Origin of the sequence: Arthrobacter sp. NPDC089319, assembly GCF_040684925.1 — a bacterium.
In the GTDB taxonomy this organism is placed as follows: domain Bacteria; phylum Actinomycetota; class Actinomycetes; order Actinomycetales; family Micrococcaceae; genus Crystallibacter.
In genome coordinates, this window is record NZ_JBFBGZ010000009.1 from 207454 (window position 1) to 228648 (window position 21195).

Genomic DNA, 21195 nt, shown 5'->3' on the forward strand with positions numbered 1-21195 from the left:
CTTTCTGTTGCTTTGAGCTAGTGCGGGGGCGGGCCGTTGGCTGGCCCGTGGAGGAACCTGCCGTCAGGCCATGATCCGGGCGCCGTGGACCGGTCCGCGGACCGGCAGGGCAACCACGCCGGCGACATCGGAGAGCCGCTGCCCCAGTTCTGCGGCTTCCTGCCGTCCTGCGGTCAGGAAGGCCACGGTGGGGCCGGACCCGGAAACCAGGCCGGCCAGTGCGCCTTCGGCACGGCCCAGTTCAAGGATATCGGCAAGCTCGGGCGCCAGTTCGATGGCCGCCTCCTGCAGGTCATTGTGCAAACAACCCGCCAATTGGTGGACGTCGCCGGACTGCATAGCCTGCAGGACCGCCGGCTCCACCTGCTCCGGCTCGTCCGGCACCTGGCCGCGGCGGGCGCGCAGGTCGTCGGCCACGGCATAGACCTTGGGCGTCGACAGGCCGAACGAGGCCGGGACCAGCACCCAGTGCATTTCGCTGCGCGCCAGCGCCGGCGTCAGCCGGTCCCCGACCCCGAGCCCGACGGCGACTCCGCCGTGCAGCGCGAACGGCACGTCGGCGCCGAGTCCGCCGGCCAGCCCGATCAGTTCGTCGCGCGAGTAGCCGGTGTTCCAGAGCGCGCTGCAGGCCACCAGGGCGGCAGCGGCGTCGGCCGAACCGCCGCCCATCCCGCCCGCAATGGGGACCCGCTTGATGATGTCCAAGTGCACACCCTGCGGGTGGCCGGAGGTTTCGCGGATCAGTTCCGCGGCCTGCACCGCCAGGTTGGAGGCATCCAGCGGAATGCCCTCCAGGTCGAAGTCCAGGCCGTCCCCATTGCGCACACTCACCGTGATGGCCTCGTCGTCGCGGGCCGTTGCGGTGACTTCCTCGTACAGCGAGAGGGCCAAATAAACGCTCGCCACCGAGTGATAGCCATCCGGCCGGGGGCCGCCCACGCGGAAGGAGACGTTGATCTTTCCCGGCGCCATCACGCGGACCGGACGTGTTCTGCTCATCATCGTGCCATGACCTTCCTAGCCGAGAAGCGGATGGTTGAATTCCGCGATCCGGGCAAAGGCAGCAATGTCCAGCACTTCCCCACGGGCGCTGGGATCCACATTGGCCTGGCGCAGGGCTTCCTCCGCCCGTGCGGGGCTGCCGGCCCAACCGGCCAGGGCCGCCCGCAGCGTCTTGCGGCGCTGCGCGAAGGCGGCATCAATGACGGCGAACACCTCGCGGCGCGGGGCGCGGGTCACGGGCGGCTCGCCGCGGGTGAACTCGACCAGGCCGGAGGCAATCTTGGGTGCCGGCCAAAAAACGTTCATTCCGATCACCCCCGCCTTGCGCATGCTGCCGTACCACGCGGCCTTGACGCTGGGGACGCCGTAGATCTTGGAACCGGGCTTGGCGGCCAGCCGGTCGGCCACCTCGTCCTGGACCATGACCAAGCCGTGGCGCAGCGACGGGAAGTGCTCCAGCAGGTGCAGGACCACGGGCACGGCGACGTTGTAGGGCAGGTTCGCGACCAGCGCGTCCGGAGCCTTCGGCAGCTCGGTGACCTGCAGGGCGTCCGCCAGCACCACGTCCAGCCGGCCGGCTGCATCGGGACGCCATTCGGAAGCTGTCTGCTCCAGACGGGCGGCAAGCTTGGGATCGATTTCGACGGCGACCACATGCCCGGCGGCATCCAGCAGCCCCAGCGTGAGCGAGCCTAGGCCGGGACCAACCTCCAGCACCGTCTCGCCGGGAACAACGTCGGCCGTGGCCACGATCCTGCGGATGGTGTTGCCGTCGATCACAAAGTTTTGGCCGAGGGTCTTGGTCGGACGCACGTCCAGTTCGGCCGCGAGCCTGCGGATGTCGGCGGCTCCGAGCAACGGCTTGACGGGTGCGGCCGCGGCTTCCCCGTTGTTCTGCCGCGATCCGGTGCCGGGAGTGGAATGTGGTTCTGTCACTGTGCCATCGTATCGGGCCGGAGCCCGCTGCCGCGGCGGCCCCGTCCCGCCCGCTTTAACGCACCTCGGGCCCGGGCCGCGATGCCCGGGCCCGAGGTGGGCGAAGTAACTGACGGGAATGCTTAGAGCAATCCCAGCTTGGAGGCGCAGGCGGGCCAGTGGCCCCAGCCTCCGTTGCCGCGCAGCACTTCGGCGGTCGCGATCTGCTCCGACGGGGTGGCCATGTAGGCGTAGGGGGCGTACTTGCCGCCGCCAGCGCCCAGCCAGGAGCTGGCGCTGAACTGCAGGCCTCCGGAGTAGCCGTTGCCCGTGTTGATGGACCAGTTGCCGCCGGACTCGCATTCTGCCAGCGCCTGCCAGGCGCCGCCTACGTTGGCGTTGTTGACCTTGGCCGGGCGCTTCTTCGTGCCAACCGTGATCTTCTGGCTGACCGGTTCTCGGGTGACCTTTTCCCGGACCAGCTTCCGGCTGGTTTCCTTGCCGTCGGTCAGCACGATCTCGTAGACCTTGACCCGTTCGCCGGGCTCGCCGGCACGGGTGACCTTTTCCTCGTCGTTGAACATGGAGGAGTTGGTTGTCTCGTCCGTCCCGAACGCAATGGACTCGGTCTCCTCGACCTGTTCGCGGTCGATCCGGGTCACCTTGACCTTGGTGCCCTCCTCGACCGGCTCCTTGGCGGCAACGGAGAGCTTGTCGTCCTTGCGGACCTTGATGTCGTGTTCCTTCAGCAGGTCGCCGATGGTCGTCGCCGTGGAGACTTCCTTGCGGGTCTTGCCGTCGGCGGCGATCGTGACATTCTTCGGGGTCGAGATGGTTACTCCGCCCACCGAGGCCAGTTCGGCGGTCAGCGGCGCCGACAGGGCGGACTCGTCGGTGACTTCCAGCTCGTCCAGCAGTTCCCGGACGGTGGCGGCCGTGGTGTGGACCGTGGAGCTGTCGCCGTCCACGTTCACGTTGACCGGCTTGGCCGTGACCACTTCGATGTTGGCGCCGTCGGAGATTTCCTCGCTGACTGCCGGTGTCACGTCGTCGCGTTCGCCCACCTCAACCTCGGATTCGGCAAGGACATCGGCCACCGTGGCGCCGAACGTGGAGACGGTGCTCGCCTGCCCGTCAACCGTCAGCGTCACGGACTTGTTGTTGCCCACGAAGGCAACCAGTCCAAGGACCAGTGCGGTCATGACGACGACCTGGCCGGCGATCTTCACCCAGCGGTTCTTCAGCGCGTTTGTCACGGTTCCCGAATCTGTTGCAGCTTCCGGGCACGGGGACATGAAGGCACACGCGAAGAGCGAGCCGATTCCCACGGCACGATGCGAGTGCAGGCAGCACCTGCAGCGGCTGTTTGGGCGTACGAACGGAACGTCCACTGCAACCGCTACCGGTGTGGCAATGTCCGGATGCCTTCCCCGACCCCGGCCATTAGCTACCTACCGTAATCGAAACGTGACATGGCGACAAGCCGAGCTACCCGCGGGTAGCTTTGGCCTCCCGGTCCGGCCCCGGCCCCCGCGGTCAGCTCCGCCCTGCTTCCCGGGGCTGGCTAGGAAAAATACCGCCGTGTCATTCGTTGTGCCACGGGCCGTAGACACGCTGCGTGTTTTGCGCCACTTCGGTGCATAACCTGGCCAAATCCTTGTCCAGCACCTGCGCCATCGACCGCACGGTGTAGGGCACCAGGTAGCTGGCGTTGGGACGCCCCCGGTAGGGGTGCGGGGTCAGGAAGGGCGCATCGGTTTCGGCCAGCACCAGGGCCGGTTCGGCGATGGCCAGCGCCTCGCGCAGGCCATCGGAGTTCTTGAAGCTGACGGTGCCGGCGAAGGACATGTGCCAGCCATTGTCGTTGCAGATCCTGGCCAGCGCGGCATCGCCGGAGAAGCAGTGGAACACCACCTTTTCCGGGGCACCCTCCTCATGCAGCACCCGGACTACGTCCTCGTGGGCGTCGCGGTCATGGATCTGCAGGGCCAGGCCCAGCCGCTTGGCCATGTCGATGTGGCGGCGGAACGAATCCTGCTGGGCACCCCGCCCTCCGGCTTCCGTCCGGTAGTAGTCCAGGCCGGTCTCACCGATGGCCCGAATCCGCGGATGCCCGGCAATGGCCTCGATTTCCGCCAGGGCCTGCTCCAACGTGCCGGCTTCGGCCAGCGGGGGCGCATCGTTGGGATGGATGGCCACCGCACCCAGCAACCGGGGCTCGGCCTGTACTGCTTGGAGCGTGAAGCGCGAGGACTCCAGATCGCAGCCGACCTGGACCGCGCCGGCAACGCCCACTGCCTCGGCGGCGTCCATCGCCTGCCGGATCGTCACCGACACCAGCCCGTCGCGAAAGTCCAGGTGGGTGTGGTTGTCCATCACCGCCACCGGCAGCGGCTCGGGCGCCGGCGGATAAGTCAGATTACGACGCCGGCCATCGCCCTCAGTGGGGTTGCGGACCGCGGAGGTCTGGGCCGCTGTGCTGTCAGCTAGGTAAGCGGGGGGCGTTTCGCCGGCAACGGCGGCTGGAAATGTGGCCATGGTTCCAGCCTACTGAAGCAGCGCCCGCGCTCCCGCGGCCCCCATCGGGCGTCTCAAACAAACGTTTCATGTGTCTACCGCATCACACAGGCAACCAGTAGGGTTGAGACAACCGGCCCTCGGGGAAGGCATACCGGAAGGTACTTTCATGGATACGCAGCAGGACATGGCAGAGGCCGGGACTATCCGCTCCAACAGCACCGAGCTGGGACCCGGCGCTGAGCTGGGACAGGGCGAGGGACTCGCACTGCCCGAGTTCCACGACGCCTGCGGACGGATCAGGGCCGCTATCGAGACCGTCATCGACGGCAAGTCGGAGGCGGCCCGGCTGGCACTCACAGTGCTGCTGGCACAGGGGCATCTGCTCTTGGAGGACGTGCCCGGCGTCGGCAAAACCATGCTGGCGAAGACTTTGGCCAAAACCGTCGACTGCAGCGTGCACCGGATCCAGTTCACTCCTGACCTGCTGCCCTCCGACGTCACCGGCGTCTCCATCTATAACCAGGACAAGCACCGGTTCGAATTCCGGCCGGGACCGGTGTTCGCCAACATCGTCATCGGCGACGAGATCAACCGCGCCTCGGCCAAAACCCAATCGGCGCTGCTCGAATGCATGGAGGAACACCAAGTCACGGTGGACGGTACCTCCTACCCGCTGGATACCCCGTTCATGGTGATCGCCACGCAGAACCCGATCGAGATGGAAGGCACCTACCCGCTGCCGGAAGCGCAACGCGACCGTTTTATGGCCCGGATTTCCATGGGCTACCCGGACCTGCGTGCGGAAATGGACATGTTGGAGACCCATCAGTCCGTCTCGCCGCTGGTGGCGGTCCGTCCCGTCGTCACCGTGGGCGAAGTGCGCAGCATGGTCGCCACGGTCCGCGATGTGTATGTCTCGCCCGCTGTGAAGGAATACACCGTGAACATCGGCCGGGCCACTCGAGAGCATCCGCATTTGCGGCTGGGGGCAAGCCCGCGAGCCATGCTCCAGCTGCTGCGGGCGGCCAAGGCGACGGCGGCGCTGAACGGCCGCGACTTCGTCCTTCCCGATGACGTGGCCAGCGTTGCCGAAGCCGTGCTCGCCCACCGGTTGATCCTCGACCGGAAAGCAGTGACGGCCGGCGAAGACGCTTCCAGCGTGGTGGCTTCGGTGGTGGCCAAAGTCCCGGTCGGCGGCGAGTCCCGCCGCATATCCCCCTGACGCACATGGACGCGTTCGGCTGGCTGCCCACCCGGTACATCACGCTGCGCGGCTGGGGAATTCTGGCGGCGGGAATACTGGCGCTGCTGCTGGCGCAGGTGCTGGGCCGCCGCGACCTGCTCACGCTGGGTGTGTTCCTGGTTGGGCTGCCGCTGCTGGCCGCGGCGGCAATGGTGCTGCTCAAACCGCAGTTCATCGTGGAGCGGAAGTTCCGGCCGGCCGCCGTCGAAACCGGCGTGGTGGCCCAGGTCGAGTTGACGGTGCGGCGCAGCGGAGGCCTGTCCGGACTCGTGTATATGGAGGAGCAACTGCCGCCTCGCTTCGGCAAGGCTCCGTCGTTCCGGTTCCCGGCGCGGCACCCGTCCCGCTCCGGAGCGAGCATTTACGAATACAAGCTCCGCTCCAACCAGCGCGGGTTGTTCGCCATCGGCCCCGTCACGGCTGATTTCACCGACCCGTTTGGGCTGGCCAATCACCGGCATCATCTGGGCGACACCAGCCCCCTGGTGGTGACGCCGGCCCCGGTGCAGCTGCCGGCCACCTCGCTGACCGGGGCACGCGGTTCCGACGGCACGGCAAGCACCCGGCGGCAAGCCAATCCCAGCGACGACGACGTGATGACCCGCGAGTACCGCTACGGCGATCCGATGCGCCGAGTCCACTGGGCGGCGACGGCCCGGCACGGCGAGCTCATGGTCCGCCAGGAAGAATCGGTGACCACACCGCAGGCCACGATCGTGCTGGACCGGCGCGCTTCTGCCTTCGGCACCGGACTGATGCCGTCCTTCGGCGACGGGGGCAGCCATCACGGCGACCTGCTGCACACCTCGCCGGCCTTTGAGTGGGCCGTCACGGCCGTGGCTTCGGCCGCCAACGACTTCCTCCAGCGCAACTACACGGTCCGGCTCCTGGACATCCACGCCGCGGCGGCGGTCCTCGAGTCCCCGTCGGCGCCGTCGCCCGGCCAGGAGGAATTCGACGGGCCCGCAGGCTACCAGGACCTGGCCGAAGGACTGGCCGCGCTGGGCCTGGCCGACGACCACCGCAAGTCCGAGCGGCATCCGGCCGCACCCGCCTTCGGGGACCGGCTGATGGACAAACTGGCGGCGCACAAATACAAGGGGCCGCTTGTCGCGGTGCTGGGCGAGATCGGCAGCGACGAAGCGCGCCTGCTGGCCCCCGCCGCCGAATTCGGCTCGCATGCCTTCGCTTTGATCGTTACCGACCGGCCACAGCTCGCGCGGGCGTCGATGGACCTGCTGCGCGCCGGTGGCTGGCGCACCGTTGCGGTCAGCCCCAAAGCCTCGGTGTCGGCCGCTTGGGCGCACTTCGATCTGGGCGACCGGATCGAACCGGTGGGAACAGGAGCGGCGCAGTGACCGTCATGCTGGAACGGCCCACCGAACGCCGTACCCCCGGAGCATCCGGTCGCAGCGGCGGCCGGCCCCCCTCCCCCGGCTTCGCGCCGTGGTTGATGAGCACCGCCGTCGCTGTTGCAGTCCTGCTCACCGCCGCCAACCTGCACGGTGTCCTCGAGGGCTGGAGCTGGCTGTTCCAAGTCGCCGTGACCGTGTGTTCCATCGAGGCCGCCACCGGCTTGGCCCGCCGGTTGGACTGGCCACCGCTGACGGGGGCGCTGCTGGGCCTCGCCGCCCTGGTGGCGTCGGTGAATGCAATGTTCCTGGCTCCGACCAGTTTCCTGGGCATCGTCCCCGGACCCGGCACCTTCGCAGCCCTGGATCCCATGTTGGAGGAAGCCCGGGACACCGTGGTTTCGCAGGTGGCACCGGTGCTGGTGAACAACGGCATTGCGCTGGCGGCCTGTGTGGGAGTCGGGCTGATCGCCCTCCTGGTGGACACCCTGGCCGTTCCGCTGCAGATGCCTGCCATCAGCGGCCTGGGCCTGCTCGGTTTGGCCTCTGTCCCGGCCATGATCAAACCGAACAGCATCGGCACGGCCGGCTTCCTGGCGGCCGCCGCCGGTTATCTGCTGTCGCTGGGATGCGCCCACTGGCTGGCCTCCGACGGCGGCGGCAGGGGACGCTTGGCGTCCGCCGAACAGTTCCGCCGCGCCTCGGGCATCGCAGCAGCCGGGCTGGCGGCCGCGCTGGTGCTCCCGCTGGCCATCCCGGGCTTCTCGTCCGGTTTGTTCCCGGAGGGTTCGCGGCTCAATTGGGGTTCGCCGACCGGGCTGAATCCGGTGGTGAACCTGGGCGATAATCTCCGGCGCCCGGGCGCCTTTGGACGGATGACCTATGCCACCGATGCGGAAGAGCCGCTGTACCTGCGCTCGGTCACGCTGGAAAACTTGACCGGCGCGCGCTGGAGCCCCAGCGCGTTCGGGGGGAATAAACGGACGGGAATCGACGAACTGGACGTGCCCGGCGTGCAGAACCTGCTGGCAGCCGGCGAGGTGACCACCACGCGGATCAGCACGGCATCCTTCACCAGCCCGTGGCTGCTGGCACCTTACGCCCCGGCACAGGTCTCCGGCGCCCGCGGCCAGTGGAGCTGGGATCCGAGCACGCTGAACATCCGCGGAGAATCAGGAACCACCACCGCCAACCAGGACTACGAGGTGCGCAGCGTCAAACCCCGGCTGACCCGGGACGTGCTCCGAGCCGCCGAGCCAACCAACAACGCGATAGTCGATCCGGTCTTCTCCGAGCTCCCGGACAGCATGCCCTCCATTATCACCGATACGGCCGCGACGGTGCTTGACGGATTGGACAGCCCGTACGAGCAGGCCATGGCCATCCAGACATATCTGCGGGCACCCGGCTTCGTATACTCCGAACAGGCACCCGTTGAGGGCGGCTACGACCAGAGCGGCTTCGAGGTGGTGGCGGCCTTCTTGGAGGAGAAGTCCGGCTACTGCATCCACTACGCCGCAACCATGGCCATCATGGCCCGGATCGCGGGCATCCCCAGCCGGATGGCGGTGGGCTACGCACCGGGACGCCCCACCGGAACCGTATTCGATGATGGCCCGGGCGGGGATCTGAAGGAATTCGAGGTCGATTCCAGAGACGCCCACGCCTGGCCCGAGCTCTTCTTCAACGGCGTGGGCTGGGTTTCCTTCGAGCCGACCCCGTCACGCGGCGTGCTGCCGGCCTACGCTCAGGCCCAAACCACCCCCGGCTCCCCCACCACAGCGGACGACGTCCTGAGGCCCACCGGCGAGCCCCGGCCGGCCACCGGCGCGGCGGCAGAGTCAGCGGAATCCGGCTCGCAGACTCCGGCCGAGGACGACGTGCTCTCCCGCCAGCTGTGGTCGGCGTCGGCAGCGGCCGTCGTGCTGGGCCTCCTGCTGGCGCCGCTGGTGCTGCGCCGCCGTCGCACGAATCGGCGACGGACGGCGCTGGCGGCCGGCGGAACCGGGCGCAGGGCCGCCGTCGCCGCGTGGGTTGAAGCAGTGGATACCGCAGAGGACCTCGGCTGGGCGGCGGCGGCGACGGAGACGCCGCGGGCTTTCCAACAGCGCCTTGACGACGCCGGGGTGGTCGCCGGCCGGTCCTCCGCCGCTTTGTCCCGGCTGCGCGCAGGCTACGAGCGGGCGGCGTATGCGGCTCCGGAGACACCGGCACCGGACGGCGACAACGCCGCCCGGTGGACCGATGTGGAAACCGTCAAGGGCAGACTCCAGGAGCGGGCCGGCTGGCGGCGGCGCCTGGCCGGGCTGTTCTGGCCGGCTTCGTTGTTCAGCCGCCGGCCGTCCGGAGCGGACGGCCGGCGGGAGGATCCGAGCTACTTGGCGTAGGGATCCGCGATGCCGATGTACTGGACGGTGGTGTACTCGTCCAGTCCTTCTGCGCCACCTTCACGGCCCATGCCGGACTGCTTCACCCCACCGAACGGTGCGGCGGCATTGGAGATCACGCCGGCGTTGTAGCCCACCAGGCCGAATTCGATCTGCTCGGAGACGCGGAACATGCGGTTCACGTCGCGCGAGTAGATGTAGGAGGCCAGGCCGTACTCGCTGGCGTTGGCCAAGGCGATGGCCTGCTCTTCGGTTTCGAACGTGGTCACCGGTGCGACCGGGCCGAAGATCTCGCTGCGCAGGATGTCGGCGTCGTTCGGAACGTTGGCCAGCACCGTCGGCTGGTAGAAGAAACCGTCTCCGTCCACGGGTGCGCCGCCGGTGCTAACGGACGCGCCGGCTTCCACTGCTGCGGTGACCAGGGCGTGCACGTCGTCGCGGGCGCCGCCGTCAATCAGCGGGCCCACCGTGGTGTCGGCCTCGGTGCCGCGTCCGGTCTTGAGCGCTTTCATGGCGTCGGCAAACTTGATGGTGAATTCCTCCGCCACGGAAGCCTGGACCAGGAAGCGGTTGGCCGCAGTGCAGGCCTCGCCCATGTTGCGCATCTTGGCAGCCATGGCTCCCTCGACGGCCTTATCCAGGTCCGCATCCTCGAACACGATGAACGGGGCGTTTCCGCCGAGCTCCATCGAGGTGCGCAGAACGTTGTTCGCCGCGTCCTTGAGCAACTGCTTGCCGACCGGGGTGGAACCCGTGAAGGAAACCTTGCGGAGACGGGAGTCCTGCATCAGCGGCCCGGAGATCCCGGACGCGCTCTTGGACGAGACCACATTCAGCACGCCGGCCGGAAGGCCTGCTTCCATCATGGTCTGGGCGAAGAGCTGGCTGGTCAGCGGGGTGAGCTTGGCCGGCTTGAGGACCATCGTGCAACCGGCGGCGATGGCGGGTCCGACTTTGCGCGTGGCCATGGCCAGCGGGAAGTTCCACGGCGTAATCAGCAGGCACGGGCCAACCGGCTTACGCGTGACCAAGATCTTGTTCTTGCCCTCGGGCGTGGTCAGGTAGCGGCCGTAGTCCCGGACGGCCTCTTCGGAGAACCAGCGGAGGAATTCGGCGCCGTAAACCACTTCGCCGCGGGATTCGGCCAGCGGCTTGCCCATTTCCATGGTCATCAGGAGGGCGAAGTCTTCGGCCCGCTCGGTCACCAGCTCGAAGCCCCGGCGCAGGATCTCGGCGCGTTCACGCGGAGCGGTGCGGGCCCAGGAAGCCTGCACCTTGTCGGCGGCGTCGAGGGCGGCGAGCGCGTCCTCGCTGGTGGCGGATGCCAAGGTGGCCAGCACCTTGCCGGTGGCCGGATCGGCCACTTCGAAGGTGCCGCCGTCGGAGGCGTCGCGCCATTCGCCGTTGATCAGCAGGCCGGTGGGTACTTTGGCGAGCAGTTCTGCTTCGCGGGCTGCGGTTTCAGCCATGGCGGTGCCTCCAAGTGTTCAGGATTGAGTCCGTGGGCGCAGTGCCCGGTTTCCTTCACAGTAGGTTTCCGCTTCACGGGTGTAAATGCGAAGGTGCACTACGTTCCGCGGTCCCTACTGTGCAGATCGACAATACCAACGGCTGCCCCGCAGCACCTGCATCGAACGGGCGCCAAGGCGTTATGTGACGACGGCGGTTTTCCCTGCCGCGGGTGCTCAGCTGACGGTATCCGAGCGGGCGGCCAGCACCGCCGAGTACAGTTCCCGCTTGCTGATCCGCGCATCGGCTGCCACCGCGGCCACCGCTTCCTTAAGCCGGGCACCCTGGGCAACCAAGGCGTTGACGTCTTGCACGTGGTCTTCAGGCCGTTCGGGGGCTGCCTCCGGCGCACCGGCCACCACCACGGCGATCTCGCCTCGCACATCCCCTGCTTCGGCCCACTCCAGCAGTTCGCGGACCGGGCCCCGCAGCACTTCTTCATGCAGCTTGGTGAGTTCCCGGCACACGGCTGCCTGTCGTTCCGGACCGAACCCGGCGTCGAGGGCGCGCAGCATGGCCGCCAGCCGGTGCGGCGCCTCGAAGAACACCATGGTCCGCCGCTCCGCGGCCAGCTCCGCCAGCCGCGCCGCGCGCTCCCCCTGTTTGCGGGGCAGGAATCCTTCGAAGGTGAAGCGGTCGGTGGGAAGGCCGGACAATGCCAGCGCCGTGAGCACGGCCGAGGGACCGGGCACGGCGGTCACCAGGACTCCCGCTGCCACGGCGGCCTCGACCAATCGGAAGCCGGGATCGGAGACCGCCGGCATGCCCGCGTCGGTCACCATCACCAGTGTGCTGCCGGCGAGGACCAGGTCCAGCAGATCGGCGGTGCGGCTTGCCTCATTGTGTTCGTGGTAGCTGATGATTTTGCCGCCGGCGGTGATGCCCAATAGCTGCAGCAGCTTGTGCAGCCTGCGGGTGTCTTCGGCCGCGACCACGTCGGCAGTCTGGAGCAGTTCGACCAGCCGCGGCGAGGCGTCACGAACATTGCCGATCGGCGTACCTGCCAACACAATCTGCCCTGGCTGCCCCGATGCCGGACCGCCAGCCTCCCGCTCATTCACGAGTCCAACCCTACCCGCAGCCCGGCGGCCGGGAATCCAGCAGGGCAGCGGCGCGAGCCCGATCGGCTGGCTGAGCCGCCCGGGCCAACCGGGTGGCTGTGCCTCCCGGGCGTTCGGCTGGCTGGGCCGCCCCCGCCCATTCGGCACCGTTCGACGCCGTTTCCGGCCTCGGTCCGCGGCAGCCCATGGCCTGTTTCGCCGGCACCTTATATAGAGTCGGTATGTGCCTCACCGCAGCGAGGGCCGCTCTGGGGCGGCCGGCAACCCATACGGCGACGCGGCGCACCCGTCAGCCTACCGGCCGGTAACATGAGGGCCGTGACCCACACCATGCCCGCTCCTGCCGCGGAAGCCCGCCGCGGACGCTGGCTGGAATCGCCGGGTCGGGCCTTCAGCGAAGCGGTGCTGCGGCGCCGCCTGCTGGGTGTCCCGGCGCAATTCGGCATCTGGGCCTGGCTGCTCCCCCTGCTCATCGCCGCCCTTGGCGGAGTGCTCCGCTTCTACCGGCTGGGCGAACCGGGTTCACTGGTGTTCGACGAAACCTATTACGTCAAAGACGCCTACTCCTACCTGCAGTCCGGCTACGAACGCGATTGGCCAGACAACGCCAACGACTCCTTCAACGCGGGCCGCCCGGGCGTCCTGCTGGATACCCCCGAGTATGTGGTGCACCCGCCCGTCGGCAAGTGGATGATCGCCGCCGGAATGTGGCTCTTCGGCTCCGACAACGCCTTCGGCTGGAGGTTCGGCGCCGCGCTCACGGGCACGCTGTCGATCCTGATCATCGCCCTGATCGCCCAGGCACTGTTCAAGTCGACGGCGCTGGGCGGCATCGCGGGTTTGCTGACTGCCATCGACGGCCACCATCTGGTCCACTCCCGGACATCGCTGCTGGATATCTTCCTGATGTTCTGGGTTGTCGCTGCGTTTGGCTGCCTGCTGCTGGACCGCAGCGACGGACGACGCCGGCTGGCCGCGAAAATCGCTCGGCTCACCGGCCCGTCCGGGGTGCCCCACCCTTCGCGGCTGTTGTACGGCCCATGGGTGCTCTGGCGGCCGTGGCGGCTGGCCGCCGGCGTCTGCCTGGGCCTCGCGGTGGGAACCAAGTGGTCCGCGCTGGCATGCGTGGCCGCGTTCGGCCTCATGTGCGTGCTCTGGGATCTCAGCGCGCGCCGGACGGCGGGCATCACAGAGTGGTTCTCGGCAGGTGTGCTCCGTGACGGTGTTCCGGCGTTCTTCACCATGATCCCCGTTGCCGCGTTGACGTATCTGGCATCGTGGACCGGATGGCTGCGCTCCGACAACGCCTACGACCGGAACTGGGCGGCGTCGAACCCTTCCGACAGTTGGGGCTGGTTGCCGGACTGGCTGCGCTCGCTGGCCGAATACCACCGCAGCGCCTACGCCTTCCATAATGGCTTGCATTCGGAGCACCCGTACGAGTCCAATGCCTGGACCTGGCTGTTCATGGGCCGCCCCACGTCGTTCTACTACCATTCCGAAGAAGCCGGCCAGGGCGCTTGCCATGCGGTCAACAGCTGTTCGGAAGCGGTTACGGTGGTCGGTAATCCGCTGATCTGGTGGGCCGCCGCGGCGTCGTTGCTGGTGCTGCTCTTCTGCTGGGCCGGCCGGCGGGACTGGCGCGCAGGCGCCGTCCTGGCTGGAGTCGCGGCCGGCTATCTGCCCTGGTTCCTCTACCCGGAGCGGACCACATTCTTCTTCTACGCCATCTCCTTCCAACCGTTCTTGGTGCTGGCCCTGACCTACACGCTCGGGCTGGCGCTGGGCCGGCCGACCGACCCGCCTTGGCGCCGGCGCCAAGGCGTGCTCGTGGTGGGGCTGTTTGTGGCGGCAGCGCTCCTGGTCTCGGCGTTCTTCCTGCCCGTCTGGACCGCCGAGCTGATCGACTACAACCAGTGGCGCTGGCGGATGTGGATGCCGAGCTGGATTTGATACAGGCAGGACAACACGATTTATCGGGGAAGCAGAAGGTGGGCACGAAGTGCGCGAAGCGGTAACAGAACTCCTGGCGGCCATGCCGGCCGGGTCGAACATCACCGACATCCTGGTGGCCCAGCACCAGCGCGACCCGCAACGGGCGCTGTACGCCGTCAAGCGCGATGGCGCGTGGTCCGACGTCTCGGCAGACGAACTGCTGGCCGAGGTCACGGCGCTGGCCAGGGGCCTGATGGCTTCCGGTGTCGAGGCCGGAGACACCATTGCGGTGATGTCCAAGACCCGCTTCGAGTGGACGGTGGTGGATCTGGCGGGCTGGTTCGCCGGAGCCGTGGTTGTCCCCATCTATGAGACGTCCTCCCCGCTTCAGGTGCAGTGGATACTGCAGGACTCCGCGGCCACCATGGTGTTCGCGGAGGATGCGGCCAAGGCGGCCGTGGTGCGCCAGGCCTTCTCCGGGCTGCCGGCCGAGCTTCCCGTCTGGCAGCTGGACGGAAACGCCGACGGACTGGACAGGCTGAAGGCGGCCGGATCCGCAGTCACCGACGAAGCACTCGAACTGCGCCGTACCTCCCGCGGCATGCAGGATGCGGCCTCCTTGGTTTATACCTCGGGCACCACCGGGCGGCCGCGGGGCTGCATCATCAGCCACGGCAACTTCGCGGAACTGGCCGTCAATGTGGTGGAGTTCCTGCCGGACATCCTGAAGCGTCCTGAGGCCAAGTCGCTGATGTTCCTGCCGCTGGCCCATGTGCTGGCCCGGGCGGTGCAGGTGATCTGCCTGGCCGGTGGAGTGAAAATGGGCCACACCTCCAGCATGGCCGAGCTGATCGAGGATCTGGCCACCTACCAGCCCACGTTCTTGTTGGTGGTGCCGCGCGTCTTCGAGAAGGTCTACGCCACAGCCCGCCAGAAGGCCCATGACGGCGGCAAAGGCAGGATCTTCGACGCGGCAGCGCAGGCGGCGGTCGCCTACTCGGAAGCCCGGGATGCGCAGGCCCGCGGCACCGGCGCCGGCCCGGGCCTGGCGCTGAAGGCCAAGCGAGCCCTGTTCGACAAGCTGGTATACGGCAAGCTCCGGGCGGCCTTCGGCGGGCAGGTGGAGTACACCGTCTCCGGGGCGTCCGCGCTGAATCCGATGCTGGCGCATTTCTTCACCGGCATCGGCGTGCCCGTACTCGAAGGCTACGGGCTGACCGAGTCCACCGCCCCCGCCGCGGTCAACCTTCCGCGGGCCAACCGGATCGGCACCGTCGGCCTGCCGCTGCCCGGCACCAGCATTAGGATCGCGGACGACGGCGAAGTCCTGATCAAGGGGATCGGCATCACCCCCGGTTACCACAACAACGACGCTGCCAACGCTGAATCTTTCCGGGACGGGTACTTCTGCACCGGCGACGTCGGCACCCTGGACGACGACGGCTACCTCACCATCACCGGGCGCAAGAAGGATCTGCTGGTGACCGCGGGTGGCAAAAATGTGGCGCCCGGGCCGCTGGAGGACGCGCTGCGAGAGCACCGGCTGGTCTCCCAGGCGGTGGTGGTGGGCGAAGGCCGCCCCTTCATCGGCGCACTCGTCTCGCTGGATGAAGAGCAACTCGCCGGCTGGCTCGCCGCCGCCGGCCGCGGCCCGATGGACCTTGCCGCCGCGGCGCATGATCCGGCGGTGCGGGCCGAGCTGCAGCAAGCCGTGGACCATGCCAACCGGCTGGTCTCGAGGGCGGAGCAGATCCGGAAGTTCCACGTGCTGCGGGAAGACCTGACGGAAGCGTCCGGGCACCTGACGCCGTCGCTGAAGCTCAAGCGCATGACCGTGCTGGAGGACTTCGCCGGGCAAGTCGACGGCCTCTACGGCTAGCTGCCGGGCGTAGCAGCCGCCGGTTGGCCCTGCCTCCCGGGTGTTTCCGGCAGCGTTACGCCGTCTGGTCCGTCTCCCGGGCGAGCAACAGCTCGTGCCGGCGGCGCTGTTCTTCTGCGGCGGCCGCGCTGCGGTTCCGCCGTCCCCGCGTCGGCCAGGTCAGGGCCAGCACCAGCGAGGAAACCATCAATACCAGCAGGGCAATGACGATTCCGGAGTCCATCCAGAACTGCGCCGGGAACAGCCGGATCAACGTATCGTCCACGTAGAAGGTCCAGGTACCGTCCGCAAAGAAGATCCGGTGGAAGTCGGTGAAGAATTGCTGCCAGTTGAGCGCACCCAGGACACCCAGCACCAGAACCAGGATCAGCGTCGCCGCCGAGCCGGCGAACAGGCCGCGCCGGACACCGCCGTGGTAGCGGCGTGCCAGGTAGACCACGCACACCACGGCCAGGATCAGCATGGCCGCACCGGCTATCATCGCCGCAAGGAAAACAGCCTTGACGTCGGCCATGTGGCTGACTTCGGAGTCCAGGAATAGCCTGCCGCCATTCGGGCCGGTGAGATCGCCCAAGTACCGCGCGCCAGCGAAATTCAGCAGGTAGTCCACCACGTAGGAACCGTACGTCATCCGGTCATCGGTGCTGAAGCCGAAGCTGTCGGCCGGGAAACCGGGGCGGTGGTATTCGGCCCCCAGGAACAGCGGCGTGGCCACCAGCCGGACGGCCCCGATGATCAGCAGCAGCGGGAACAGCACGGCCAGCACCACCTGCAGGATGCGTCCGGCCAGCGGCTTGGCGTTCACTGCCTCCTCGCGCGCCGTGGTACGGCGCATCACTTCCGAACGCGGCGGGCGGACCGAGAGCGCGGTGGTCGCGGGGTTCGCCTCGCCGCCGTCGGCGGGCGTGGCCGTCCCGGCGGGAGGAGCCGGCGGTGCGGCCGGCACCGGCTTCCGGACGGACGGCTCCGCGCGGTCCGTGCCGACAGTGCTGCTCCCGGCAGGGCCAAGGCCGGCCGTGCCCGATCCAACCGGGGCGGCAGCGGCACCGGGACTGGTGCTGGCGCCGGCGCTGGTGCTCTCGCTCTCTCCGCCGGATGCCGCACCGGAATGGGCAGCGGCCGGCTCACGCCGGTCGGGGCTGGGCGCAGCAGCCACGGATGTCGGTTCGGTTCCGGCACCAGCCGGGGCACCGCCGTCGGGCGCCGTACCGCCGCCGTGCCGCACGGCACTCAGGTCCGGCAGCCGGCTGGGCCGCCGCATGGGAAGTGGGTTGGCTCCGTCCCGAAAACGGCCGTTGGCGGCAGGTACCGGGGGCGCGGGAGCCCGCTCTGGCTCAACGCCGGTGGCCTCTCCGGGAACCGTCCGGGCTCTGCGTCCGTCTCCGCCGGGGTTTGTCTGTTCGACTGCCACGTCCGTCGCCTCTTTCTGTACCGCTGGCCTCTCTGGTTATGAGACTACCGCCGGCCGGCGACGCTTCGCGGTTGCCACCCCGGGCGCGGCCGCCCGGCTTCTAGACGGTAACGGCAGTCTCGCCCGCGTCGAACCGGCCCAGGTCGCCGCGCTCTCCCGCCAGGTAGGCCCGCCGGCCCAGCACCAGTGTGTAAGTCCAGTACGCCGCCAGCACCAGCGCGCCGATGCCCAGCCGCAGCCAGTCCGGCAGCGCGCTGGGCGTCACGAAACCCTCCACCAGGCCGGATATGAAGAGCACCAGGACCAGCCCCAGGGCAACGGTGATCAGCGACCGGCCCTCCCGGGCCAGCGATGCGGTACGGGTCAGCCGTCCGGGCGAAACCCAGGACCAGAAGATCCGCAGCCCGGCAGCGCTGGCGATGAAGATCGCGGTGATTTCCATCAACCCGTGCGGCAGGATGTAGAGGAAAAAGACGTCCAACTGGTCGTAGGCCGCCATCATTCCGCCGGCCATCCCGACGCCTTGGGCGTTCATGAACAGGATGTACGGCACCCACAGCCCGGTCACGCCGAAGGCCACCGCCTGCGCGGCGATCCAGGCGTTGTTCGTCCAGACCATGCCGGCGAACGAGGCATTAGGGTTTTCCGAGTAGTAATTGACGAAGTCTTCTTCCACGTATTTGCGGATTTCCTCGTCCGAACCTATTGCCTTGATGACCTCGGGGTTCCCCGCGACCCAGGCGCCGAACAGCCCCGCGACCAGGATGAACACGGCACCGATGATGACGGTCAGCCACCGCAGCCGGTAGAACGCGGCGGGCAAAGACAGCACAAAGAATTCGGCGACGTCGCGGGCGAAATTGGAGCGGGCGCCGGTGAAGCGCGTGCGCGCGCGTGAGAGTCGGGTGGAGAGAGCCGCCGACAGCTGGCCTTCGGCCGCCACCGAGCGGATCATCGACAGGTGGGTAGAGGTGCGCCGGTAGAGCACCAGTAGTTCATCCGCCTCGGCGCCGGTGAGCCTACGCTTGGCGCTCAGTTCGTCCAGCCGCTTCCAGTCGTGCTGGTGCACAGCGGTGAAGGCATCGATATCCACCCCCCTAGCCTATCCGGCGCCGGACAGGGCCGGCGGTCCGGACGGGCGGTCGATCGGCGCCCGGATCGATAGAGTGGAACCAGGCGGCAGGGGCCGCCCGGGAAAGGGGTCCGATGAGCAACGTCATCACCGGCGAGGCTGTGGTGCTGGAGCTGCGGCCGGCATCCTTCGGGGTGCGCGCGCTCAGCTCGATGATCGACGTGCTGACCAACGTGGCCCTGCTGATTGCCGCCTTCGTGCTGCTGGCCGAAACTTTGGATGTCGGCTTCGACGCCGCCGCCGCCCGGGCGCTGGCCATCACGGTGGTGTTGTTCTTCCTGGTGATTGTGCCCGTTGCTGTCGAGACGCTGACCCGCGGCAAGTCGCTCGGCCGCTGGATCATGGGCCTGCGCATTGTGCGCGACGACGGCGGTGCCATCCGCTTCCGGCATGCTGTGATCCGGGGTCTGCTGGCGGTCTTCGAACTGTACTTGCTGCTCGGTTCGGTGGCCTTCATGGCGGCCCTATTCAACGACAGGTCCAAGCGTCTGGGCGATCTCCTGGCCGGCACGTACAGCATGCGGGAGCGCGTCGGGGTCATGCCGAAGCTCCTGCCGGACATTCCCCCGCAGCTGGCACCGTGGGTGAAGCTGGCGGATATGGGGCGGCTGCCGGAACCGCTGGCCCGCAGGATTGTGCAGTTCCTGTCCCAAGCGCCCAAGATGATCCCGGCCTCCCGGGCCAGGCTGGCAACGGCCCTGGCCAACGAGGCTTCCGGCTACGTCTCTCCTCCGCCGCCGGCTGGCACGCCGCCGGAAATGTACTTGCTGGCGGTCATGGCAGAGCGGCGCGAACGCGACTTTTCCCGGTTATCCCGGCAACACGACCGCGCCGTCCAGCGCGGCACCCGGCTGCATTCCCTGCCGTTCCAGGACAAGGGACGCCAGGGCCGCTGAAGCACGGAGGCCTGGCCACACGGCTTGCGCCCGGCGCCAGCACGCTGTGGGATCGGCTGGCCCTGCGCGCAGGGTAGTCAGTTCCGCCTAGTCCCGCGCAGAGGGTCCCTGCGGACGTTCCGGCTAGCCCTTGTCTTGCGAGCTCCAAGTCTTCCAGTCCACGTTCCAGTCGCCGAAACCGTCGGTCGGGTCCAGGAAACCGCCATCGGTGTTGCGGATATCCACAATGTCGCCGGTGCGCATCGTCTCGTAGAAGTACCGCGCGCCGGCCTCTGACATGCCCACGCAGCCGTGCGAAATGTTCCGCACGCCCAGCGCCGAGGGGTCCAGCGCGGTGTGGACGAATTCGCCGCTGTTGCTCAGCCTGCTGGCGTACTTGGCGTTGAACGGCTCGTACCAGTCGGGGTCGCCGGGCTTGAGCCCGATGCTGCGCGGGTTGAACGGCAGCGACTTGTGCATGTCCATGATCGGGTGGATGCCCTTGCTGGAAGGCCAGTTGGCGTCGCCCAGAGTAACCGGGAAGGTCCGGGCCAGCTGGCCGCCCACGTAGATCTTCATGGTCTTGGTCTTGTTGTCGACGATGGCCCGGCGGTCATCAAGAATGTTGACGGTGATCTTCTCGTCGTTCATGCCGATCATCTTGTTGCCGAACTCCACGCCGAAGAGTTTCATGTCCACGGTGACGGTGCTGTTGGGCGCCCAGTACTTGGCCGCCCGGTAACGGGCCTTGGTGTCCGAGTACCAGTAGAACTCGCCCTTTTGTCCGGCGGAGGTGGTGATCTTGATGGCCTCCTCCACCTTCTTTTTGTTCAGCACCGGTTCGCTGAAGTTGAACTCCAGCGGCTGCGCGATGCCCACGTGCTGTCCGTCCAGCGGGTACATCCATCCGTCGGCCTGGTTGGGCGCCAGCACCGTAGTGAAGCTCTGCTGCTTGGCGGCTTCGGCTCCGGCGCTGTCCACCAGCGTGTAGCTGAAGTCGTACTTGGTCAAAAAGTCCAGTCGTTGAGTGGCTTTCCAGACGCTGCCGTCCGAGGACAGTTCGCCGGCAACCGGTTCCCCGCCCTTAGCCGGAGCCAGCACCACGTCCTTGATGGAGGCGTTCTTGGCGGTGATGGTGGGGACGGTGGCCGGGTTGACCTCCACGGCCTTGTCCTTCGGGTTGACGCCGACCGACATCGCTTTGGCGACCGGTTCCGAAAAACCCGGGCGCTCGGCGGGGGCGACGGCCAGCATGCGTCCGAGCTGCGCGGCAAAGGTGGGCGACGCCACGGTGGCTGCGGTGACGGCCGCCGCGGCAGCCACCAGCACGCCGATGATGCACAGCAGCGCAATCTTCAGGCCCTTGCGCTTCTTTTCTTCCTCAGTCATCCCAACCCAAACTCGAGACCTCACGGCATGTCGCGCGCCGCCAGGGCACAGCACGGCCCTGCTTCCATGGTAGGTCGCCCAGCGGCTTGCGCCGGGCCACGGCGCGGCGCGGCCGTCCAACAATCCGGTAACCATCCCGGGGACGACGACGGCGATGGGCACCTGAGGGGCGTCCTCTAGCGGTCGTTGCAACACCCTGACTTTGGGAGATGCAACGACCGTGTCGTCTTTAGGCGAGAAGCCCTCGAAACAAGGAAAGTACACGCAGGAGGAAAAGGAAGGGGTTTTCAGGGAGCTTGACCGGCTTGGAAGTGTCACAGCCGCGGCCCGGGCACTCAAATTGAACCCGATGACCTGTTACGCATGGGCCCGCAAAGCCGGGCTGCCCGCGACCGGAAAGCACGGACAGACCCATCGGAAACACTCCCAGGAACAGAAGGAAGAGTTCTTCCGGGAACTGGACCGGCTCGGCAGCGTCACCGAGACGGCGGCGTCCCTTGGCCTGAACCGGGAGACTTGTTACGGGTGGACGAAGAAGGCCGGAATCGCCAGAAAGCGCGCCGAAATGCCTCAGCGTGAGGACTT

Annotated in this window: 15 protein-coding genes and 1 pseudogene; 7 read left to right on the plus strand and 9 right to left on the minus strand. The window is 67.8% G+C overall.

The window, feature by feature from the left end; translation table 11 throughout:
- Positions 1–63 precede the first annotated feature (63 nt).
- The 4 genes from AB0N75_RS14575 to AB0N75_RS14590 all read right to left on the minus strand — a co-directional run bounded on the left by AB0N75_RS14575 (position 64) and on the right by AB0N75_RS14590 (position 4455).
- Positions 64–999 carry a 4-(cytidine 5'-diphospho)-2-C-methyl-D-erythritol kinase gene (locus tag AB0N75_RS14575; protein WP_364651235.1) on the minus strand — a complete coding sequence of 312 codons (936 nt, stop codon included), beginning with the start codon at positions 997–999 and terminating at the stop codon, positions 64–66.
- Positions 1000–1017: 18 nt separating this feature from the next.
- Positions 1018–1860 carry a 16S rRNA (adenine(1518)-N(6)/adenine(1519)-N(6))-dimethyltransferase RsmA gene (gene rsmA / locus AB0N75_RS14580; RefSeq protein ID WP_364651295.1) on the minus strand — a complete coding sequence of 281 codons (843 nt, stop codon included), beginning with the start codon at positions 1858–1860 and terminating at the stop codon, positions 1018–1020.
- A 200-nt stretch (positions 1861–2060) separates the two neighbouring features.
- Entirely contained in the window at positions 2061–3173 is a 1113-nt protein-coding gene (locus AB0N75_RS14585) for a ubiquitin-like domain-containing protein (protein WP_364651238.1), read from the minus strand.
- 328 nt (positions 3174–3501) lie between these two features.
- A complete protein-coding gene (locus AB0N75_RS14590; RefSeq protein ID WP_364651241.1) occupies positions 3502–4455 on the minus strand; it encodes a TatD family hydrolase in 954 nt (317 codons plus the stop codon).
- Between the two features lie 148 nt (positions 4456–4603).
- Between AB0N75_RS14590 and AB0N75_RS14595 the strand changes: the two genes are divergently transcribed.
- The 3 genes from AB0N75_RS14595 to AB0N75_RS14605 are packed head-to-tail and all read left to right on the plus strand — an operon-like array spanning position 4604 to position 9419.
- Positions 4604–5659, plus strand: a complete 1056-nt coding sequence (locus tag AB0N75_RS14595; RefSeq protein ID WP_364651244.1) for a MoxR family ATPase — start codon at positions 4604–4606, stop codon at positions 5657–5659.
- Between the two features lie 5 nt (positions 5660–5664).
- Positions 5665–7038, plus strand: coding sequence for a DUF58 domain-containing protein (locus tag AB0N75_RS14600; RefSeq protein WP_364651247.1), 1374 nt, complete (start codon positions 5665–5667; stop codon positions 7036–7038).
- Positions 7039–7043: 5 nt separating this feature from the next.
- A complete protein-coding gene (locus tag AB0N75_RS14605) occupies positions 7044–9419 on the plus strand; it encodes a DUF3488 and transglutaminase-like domain-containing protein (RefSeq protein WP_364651297.1) in 2376 nt (791 codons plus the stop codon).
- Here the strand turns inward: AB0N75_RS14605 and AB0N75_RS14610 are convergent.
- Both AB0N75_RS14610 and rsmI read right to left on the minus strand, forming a co-directional pair.
- Entirely contained in the window at positions 9407–10888 is a 1482-nt protein-coding gene (locus AB0N75_RS14610; protein WP_364651250.1) for an NAD-dependent succinate-semialdehyde dehydrogenase, read from the minus strand. The genes AB0N75_RS14605 and AB0N75_RS14610 overlap by 13 nt on opposite strands.
- A 216-nt stretch (positions 10889–11104) precedes the next feature.
- The gene (rsmI, locus tag AB0N75_RS14615; RefSeq protein WP_364651253.1) at positions 11105–11989 is read right to left on the minus strand and encodes a 16S rRNA (cytidine(1402)-2'-O)-methyltransferase; all 885 of its coding nucleotides are present in this window, start codon (positions 11987–11989) and stop codon (positions 11105–11107) included.
- Positions 11990–12319: 330 nt separating this feature from the next.
- Between rsmI and AB0N75_RS14620 the strand changes: the two genes are divergently transcribed.
- On the plus strand, positions 12320–13942 hold the full coding sequence (locus tag AB0N75_RS14620) for a phospholipid carrier-dependent glycosyltransferase (RefSeq protein WP_364651300.1): 1623 nt from the start codon (positions 12320–12322) through the stop codon (positions 13940–13942).
- 49 nt (positions 13943–13991) lie between these two features.
- Positions 13992–15803, plus strand: a complete 1812-nt coding sequence (locus AB0N75_RS14625; protein WP_364651256.1) for a long-chain fatty acid--CoA ligase — start codon at positions 13992–13994, stop codon at positions 15801–15803.
- A 55-nt stretch (positions 15804–15858) separates the two neighbouring features.
- Here AB0N75_RS14625 and AB0N75_RS14630 read toward each other — a convergent pair whose 3' ends face one another.
- Complete coding sequence (locus AB0N75_RS14630) at positions 15859–17064, minus strand: TIGR01906 family membrane protein (RefSeq protein WP_364651259.1); 1206 nt, start codon at positions 17062–17064, stop codon at positions 15859–15861.
- A gap of 250 nt (positions 17065–17314) precedes the next feature.
- Complete coding sequence (locus AB0N75_RS14635) at positions 17315–18307, minus strand: stage II sporulation protein M (protein ID WP_364651261.1); 993 nt, start codon at positions 18305–18307, stop codon at positions 17315–17317.
- Between the two features lie 113 nt (positions 18308–18420).
- Between AB0N75_RS14635 and AB0N75_RS14640 the strand changes: the two genes are divergently transcribed.
- Complete coding sequence (locus AB0N75_RS14640) at positions 18421–19242, plus strand: RDD family protein (RefSeq protein WP_364651263.1); 822 nt, start codon at positions 18421–18423, stop codon at positions 19240–19242.
- Positions 19243–19365: 123 nt separating this feature from the next.
- Here AB0N75_RS14640 and AB0N75_RS14645 read toward each other — a convergent pair whose 3' ends face one another.
- Entirely contained in the window at positions 19366–20610 is a 1245-nt protein-coding gene (locus AB0N75_RS14645) for an Ig-like domain-containing protein (RefSeq protein ID WP_364651266.1), read from the minus strand.
- Positions 20611–20812: 202 nt separating this feature from the next.
- Here AB0N75_RS14645 and AB0N75_RS14650 point away from each other — a divergent pair.
- Positions 20813–21195, plus strand: a pseudogene (locus AB0N75_RS14650) (hypothetical protein); the annotation flags it as partial.